General features: G+C 55.2%; 8 protein-coding genes and 1 pseudogene. 7 read left to right on the top strand and 2 right to left on the bottom strand.

From position 1 onward, the window contains the following. Positions 1 to 301, top strand: a 301-nt coding sequence (locus tag MHN28_RS22265) for a hypothetical protein (RefSeq protein ID WP_239344955.1), incomplete at its 5' end; no start/stop codon positions are given. Between the two features lie 142 nt (positions 302 to 443). Here MHN28_RS22265 and MHN28_RS22260 read toward each other — a convergent pair. Further along, positions 444 to 1,607 carry an RNA ligase gene (locus MHN28_RS22260; protein WP_239344954.1) on the bottom strand — a complete coding sequence of 388 codons (1,164 nt, stop codon included), beginning with the start codon at positions 1,605 to 1,607 and terminating at the stop codon, positions 444 to 446. Positions 1,608 to 1,626: 19 nt separating this feature from the next. Between MHN28_RS22260 and MHN28_RS22255 the strand changes: the two genes are divergently transcribed. The 4 genes from MHN28_RS22255 (at position 1,627) to MHN28_RS22240 (ending at position 3,796) form a co-directional block, all read left to right on the top strand. Continuing rightward, complete coding sequence (locus MHN28_RS22255; protein WP_239344952.1) at positions 1,627 to 1,983, top strand: VOC family protein; 357 nt, start codon at positions 1,627 to 1,629, stop codon at positions 1,981 to 1,983. A 625-nt stretch (positions 1,984 to 2,608) separates the two neighbouring features. Further along, entirely contained in the window at positions 2,609 to 2,941 is a 333-nt protein-coding gene (locus tag MHN28_RS22250) for a helix-turn-helix transcriptional regulator (RefSeq protein ID WP_239344950.1), read from the top strand. Further along, complete coding sequence (locus MHN28_RS22245; protein ID WP_239344948.1) at positions 2,934 to 3,398, top strand: SRPBCC domain-containing protein; 465 nt, start codon at positions 2,934 to 2,936, stop codon at positions 3,396 to 3,398. Before MHN28_RS22250 ends, MHN28_RS22245 begins: the two co-directional genes overlap by 8 nt. After that, a complete protein-coding gene (locus MHN28_RS22240; protein ID WP_239344946.1) occupies positions 3,395 to 3,796 on the top strand; it encodes a GFA family protein in 402 nt (133 codons plus the stop codon). Before MHN28_RS22245 ends, MHN28_RS22240 begins: the two co-directional genes overlap by 4 nt. Positions 3,797 to 4,063: 267 nt before the next feature. On the opposite strand, the gene MHN28_RS22235 is transcribed toward MHN28_RS22240, so the two are convergent. After that, positions 4,064 to 4,567 (bottom strand): Lrp/AsnC family transcriptional regulator, encoded by a 504-nt coding sequence (locus MHN28_RS22235; RefSeq protein WP_239344944.1) that lies wholly within the window; start codon positions 4,565 to 4,567, stop codon positions 4,064 to 4,066. Positions 4,568 to 4,674: 107 nt separating this feature from the next. Here MHN28_RS22235 and MHN28_RS22230 point away from each other — a divergent pair, with 107 nt between their 5' ends. Both MHN28_RS22230 and MHN28_RS25140 read left to right on the top strand, forming a co-directional pair. Further along, positions 4,675 to 5,544: a DMT family transporter gene (locus tag MHN28_RS22230; protein ID WP_239344942.1), complete on the top strand. Its 870-nt coding sequence runs from the start codon at positions 4,675 to 4,677 to the stop codon at positions 5,542 to 5,544. Between the two features lie 102 nt (positions 5,545 to 5,646). Further along, positions 5,647 to 5,898: pseudogene (locus MHN28_RS25140) on the top strand (carboxymuconolactone decarboxylase family protein); the annotation flags it as partial. Between the last annotated feature and the right edge of the window lie 102 nt (positions 5,899 to 6,000).

Genomic DNA, 6,000 nt, shown 5'->3' with positions numbered 1-6,000 from the left:
CAATGCAACGTTCGGCCTTGTGAAACCCGATACAGCACGGTCGCCTCACAGCAATCAGTGCGGACAGATCCTTGAAACCCTCAAGGGAAACACCGCCGAGCTCCACAAATTACAGATCCTGACCCTAAGGATGTTAATCTCAAGAAGAAACCAATTGGACTATCAGTTCGAAATCTACATCGTCCAGCCCGGCTACTCTTTTGCAGAAAAGAACAGCGCTCACTCTCAGGTTCTAGCATCAACGGAATCTTTTGTGATTGATACCTATGCCCGGAAATTCAGAATTAACTGCAACGCGTAAGGTCTCGCGGTAACCAAGGTCCGCTTACCCGCCAATGCCTCAAGGAGCGCTACATCGCGGCGAATTCAAACTTTCCGCCCGTTTTCGTATCACATGCTTCCAGCATTGCTGACGAGGGCAATGCGCATCGCCCCCGCCACTCTTATTCTGGCGTATTGATCGGCTGCCACTGCATCCCGAAGAGCGGCCGGATCGCCTCGACCTTGTTCTCAGAACCTGAGGCCCGTTCGAGGATATCCAGTAGACTCTTACTGGGCGGCGTCCCGTCCAACGCCCGGAAAGCAACAGATTGCAACCGCGGATCAAGCTCTGTCTTGGCCTTCAGCGCGAACTCTTTCCGAGCCAACTCCCGGTGCTCAGACACGAAGGCGTCAATCTCGCCAGCCTGCACGTCGACCGCCCTCATGACATTGTCATGGTAGGATTGAACCTGCTCAGCAGCCTCTGGCGTCAGTAGCGGCAAGACATCGTCCAATGCACCTTTGGCAACCCAAGCCAGCAGGTTCTTCTCATGTGCCAGCCCGGCCAGCGCCTTGTGCCGCAAGACATAGGCATCCGCTTTGATCTTCAGCCTGTGGCCGTCCTTAAAGGCGATAACGTAGCCTTCTACGCCCTCTAATGCCTGAGCGTCAGTCCAAAACCGGTGCACGGCATCGACGCTGTCGAACTGCGCGACGATGGGAACGCCGCGCCGAATGGCGACGGCCTCCAGTTCCGGCTGCGGCATGTACGCCCCCGTCCGCATATGCCGGATCGCCAGCAAAGTCAGCTGCGGAACGTCATAGGCCAGCACCACCCGGTTCTCGGGCGCCGTGAATTCGAAGATGGGCGTGAAGCCTGCCTCGATCATATCGGCGCTAAATGCTTTGACCTCAGGTCCTGCAACAGCCCATGCAGCCCGGGACTGGGCGGAAATGCCCATTCGGGTCATGAACACCAATTCACCGCGCACAATCGCCGGGTGGATCATCGAACCGTCCAGCTTATCCAGAACCGCATGAGATGCATCCCAAGGCTCTTCCTGCACCGGACGCTTTTCGCCCAAGTTGAAAAACTTGTGGAACGGCCGTGCGATCAGTTTGCCGTCGGGATCGAATTTCAACCCCCGGCATTCCCGTGCCAGCGCGCTGTCGAACGTGTTGTCCAGCGTGTAGAGGTAGTTAATCACCGAGTATCCATCGTGGTCGAAATGAAAGATCCCGGTGTCGGGGACAATATCCACTTGCTCAAGATCACGGACCCCAATGGCCAGTTGATCGAGTTCTTCAAACTGACCGGTCAGTGACGCACCTGTTAATTTTCGCAAACTCAAAGGACATCGCACAATGCAAATGAACTACTTCGTCGTCGGAACAAACGACATGGTCACTGCAACGCACTTCTATGACCAGTTCTTCGCGCAATCAGGTTTAGAGCGCGTCTCGCCAACGGACAGAATGACATACTGGCTAGGACCTGATTTTGCATTCGCAGCCGCGATCCCATTCGACGAAAACCCCGCCACAATCGGCAATGGAACTATGGTTGGTTTTAGCGTCGGGTCAGATGAAGAGGTAGAAAGGCTACACTCATTGGCCCTTGAGCTTGGCGGAACGAGCGAAGGTGAACCAAAGCAACGTGGGCCACGCTTCTCGGCCTATGTCAGGGATCTGGACAGGAACAAGATTTGCCTCTCCGCCTAAGGCAGGTCGAAGCGGCCAAAATGGGCACACTTCGTTTGAAAGAAGTAGGATTTGAAACTCGTTGTTTTGGGTGGCAACAGGAATTACCGGCAGCCTGCGTTCTGACCGCTAGCTGCCCACGAGATGCAAGACGTTGAAGTGATGATGCGGACTTAAGTCAACCAAGAGCAAGGACACTTCGGGAAGGTCAGCGACCCCCATCTAAGATCGCAAAGCCGATTGGAACCTTGCTCGCGGAATTCATCAGGGCCAGCGGAACACCACCGCACAAACAGGCCAGACGGACGAAGGTACTGACGAACACGACTGCAAAGATCACCAGAAAACTCTTGCAATGCAGGAGCCACCCACAGAGGACCTCTAGCAACTACTTGCAATGCTGCAACGCCGCCCTTCGAAGGAGACTTTCGCTGCATCTGCAAATTTGAGCCTGACCTAAATTCATTTATGCGGGCAAAGCGGCCGCTAGTTACCGCGTGGCTGCCTGCTGGTGACCGGTATCTTGCCTGAATTTGCTTAGAACCTTCTGTTTTTCAACGTTTCAACCCTCTCATTAACTCGCAACATTGACAGCACAGCCTTCAATGATTTAGTTTTTACTAAACATTATAGGTTTTTCTAAAATATGCACGATCTGAACTCAACCTTTTCTGCCCTTGCCAACCCCGTACGGCGCCAGATGCTGGATGAACTGCTCGAGGGCAGCAAGACGGTCAAGGAATTGGGCCGCAGCCATGACATGACGGCGGGCGCGATCTCCCAACACCTTAAAGTGCTGGAGGAAGCGCAACTGATAAAGCGCGTGGTGAAGGGCCGAGAGCACCACTGCGAGTTATCCCCATTCGGCTTGGATCCGGCCCTGGAATGGGTTGACCAGCATAAGGCGTTTTGGGGGCAGAAACTCAAATCGTTCGGCGCATATATCGACAAGCACTCTAATGGTGAGCCTGATGCGTGAAGCACCGGACAATACCTACAATGTCCGCGAAAGTATGTGGTTCGATACAGATCGCGATACGGCATTTACCGGCTGGACGGATCCCGATGCCATTGCGAATTGGTTTGGCCCGCCGGGTTACCAAGCAGAGGTCTTGGAATTGGACCTTGTTTCGGGCGGCCGCTGGCGGTTTCGGATGGTTCCACAGGTCGGCCGACCATCGCACCATGGTGGGCGGTATGTCGAGATATCCCGACCAGACAGATTGGTATTCACATGGGAAAGCGAGGAAGACAAGCATCTGACAAACGGACGCGAGTCTCTGGTGACTGTGACATTTGCCGAAGAGGCTGGCGGTGTCCGGGTCAGCATCGTGCACGAGCAATTACCAAACCGATCCGCAGCAGACGCGCTTTCCTACGGATGGAGCCACGGCATCGAGCGTCTCAGCGACTGGCTGAAGAGGAGGGAAAAATGACTGATCAGATCACCGGTGGATGCGCCTGCGGTGCAGTGCGATATGAATCCGCAAACGAAGTGGAATTTTCTTTCAATTGCCATTGCCGCAAGTGCCAGCATTCGACCGGAACGGGTCATTCTTCCGCCTTTGCCGTGCTCGTGGATGAGCTGGAAGTTCATGGGGAAATCCGTGAGTTCGAGGCGGGGAGCGATGCGGGAGCTGCTACGTTCTCGGGCTTCTGCCCGATCTGCGGCTCACCTATGACAAGCCGAACCGAACGCTTTCCGGAGCGGATTTACCTGCACGCGGGGACATTGGATGATCCCAGTGTTTTCAGCCCCATGTTCACAGTTTTCGAAGATTGTGCACAGCCATGGGACCCGCCCCGCAAAGACCTCGAAACGGCTCCGCGCTGATATACTGGATTGCAAGCTTAACGGGCCGTGACAAGGAGCGAGCCCCCTGCGTCATAGAGCTTGGAGTTCTGAAAGACCTTGGCTCCGACTAGCTCAATGCTGCCTCTTACTGCAGTTGCACCAACGTCACGTAAGGATTCGGATCTGCCTATCTTCGCGATGGCGCACGTCCATGCCTTGACTGATTATTAAGTGGAAACGACCTAAAGCGGGCGCTCAACCCAGTGCCGCGATGCCGCAGTCACAGCCCGCTTTCCCTGCAACAACTTAGAGTTCGACCAGGCGCTCTTGGACTGGTGACGACTGAACGATAGAAGAATTCGTAGCTCCGAAAGGTACAATCCGGTCTATCACCGCTTCCATTTCGGCAACATCCCGAACGTGCGCTCGCGCGACAAAACAATCTTCTCCGGAAACACGATCACAGGCAACGATCTGGGAAGTCTTCTGGATCGCCTCGATCATGTTCTGCATTTCGCCCGGCAATGGCCGTGCCCGGATCAGGACAGTCAGGCCGTAGCCAAGGCGAGCCGGGTCGATGCGTGCCCCGTATCCCATAATGATACCCAAATCCTCAAGACGCCGCACACGATCCGCTACGCTCGGAGCAGAAAGACCTACACGACGCGATAGTTCCGCACGAGGGATGCGCGCATCTGCACAGAGCTCACGCAGAATCGCAGCATCCATACGGTCAAGGCCCGAGTTTTCGGAACGAAGGTGAGATCGAGCATTGTCCTTCGATCTTTGATTCATCTCCGTTAAAGACATACTTGATCTCCATATCAAGGCTCCCATGTACCTTGCACTATGGCTGCATGACAGATCAAGCCCCCGCAAAACCATCCCTCGCCAAGGCCTCCGGAGTCCTGTCGTGCATGTCCGAGATCGCTCCCACTCATGCATGGTTCGGCGTTTCTGCTGTTTTCCACTACCTCGGTCCCGCCTTCGCGGTCCTGCTTTTCCCGGTCGTTGGCGTACTAGGGGTTGCCTGGTTTCGTATCGCCTCGGCGGCCCTAGTCTTCGCACCTATCACGAAACCTTGGTGGACGTACAAGAAGTCCAGCAACCGGGAGCGCATGCTTCTTCTGGTGCTCGGAGGCTGCCTGGCTGTCATGAACAGCTCCTTTTATCTGGCCCTTGACCGGCTGCCGATTTCACTGGTTGCTGCCATCGAGTTCGTCGGCACCATCGGGATTGCGCTCTGGGGGCTTCGAACGCGGCGCAATTATCTCGCCCTCGGGTTCGCAATCATCGGCGTGGCCTTGCTGATCGACATACCATCGTTGCTTGTCGCAGATGGTCCGGCGCTCACATCTGATCTTCTGGGCCTTTTATGGGCGGTGCTGAACGGCTCGCTGTTCGTGCTCTATATCATCCTAGGACACAAGATATCCGAAGCCGGTGCGTCAGGAGGCGTGGAACGTTTGGGAGCGGCCATGACAGCAGCGTTCGTCCTTGTGATGCCCATCGGCTTCTTACAGGCGCTTGATGCTTTCGGAGCGCCCCTGCTAGTGCTGGCAGGTATCGGCGTAGGTATCTGTTCGTCTGTCATTCCCTATGTCTGCGATCAACTCGCGATGGCCCGGCTGCCGCGTGCCAGCTTCGCCCTCCTGCTGGCTCTCCTGCCGGCAACGGCAACTATCATCGGTATCGTAGTGTTGGGGCAGCATCCGTCACCGATTGATGTTCTCGGGGTGCTTTTAGTCATGCTTGGGGTCGCGTGTCACAAACCGAGCGAGGTCTGAATGCAATTATGTGGCACCTTTTTTGGAAGGCAGCGTCACAAACGGATCAGGTAAATCGTCAACATAACAAACCAGGTCGCGAAACCTAAAAGGAGCAAGACAATGACGACGAAAAGAGCTGTAAGATATGATCAGGAGATCCCGGATGTTCTGAAGACAATGGTCAGCGTGCATACGGCGCTGGACAGCCACGGCTTGGACCGGACGCTGCACCATTTGATGTTGCTGCGCGCATCCCAGATCAACCAATGCGGCTTTTGCGTAAAAATGCACACAAAAGAAGCACGCGAAGACGGCGAAACCAATGACCGCCTGGGTCGCGTTATCGTCTGGGATCAAGTCTCTGATTTCACGGGTCGCGAAAAGGCTGAGGAGCGCAACAAACCGCCGGTTCGCTGCGACTGTGCCAAGGTCTGTTTACCAAAAATGAGCGATGATCTTGCGGATCGCCCTCAT

Source organism: Ruegeria sp. Ofav3-42 (genome assembly GCF_022347725.1).
Taxonomy (GTDB): domain Bacteria; phylum Pseudomonadota; class Alphaproteobacteria; order Rhodobacterales; family Rhodobacteraceae; genus Ruegeria.
This window is presented reverse-complemented; position numbering and strand designations above follow the sequence as displayed.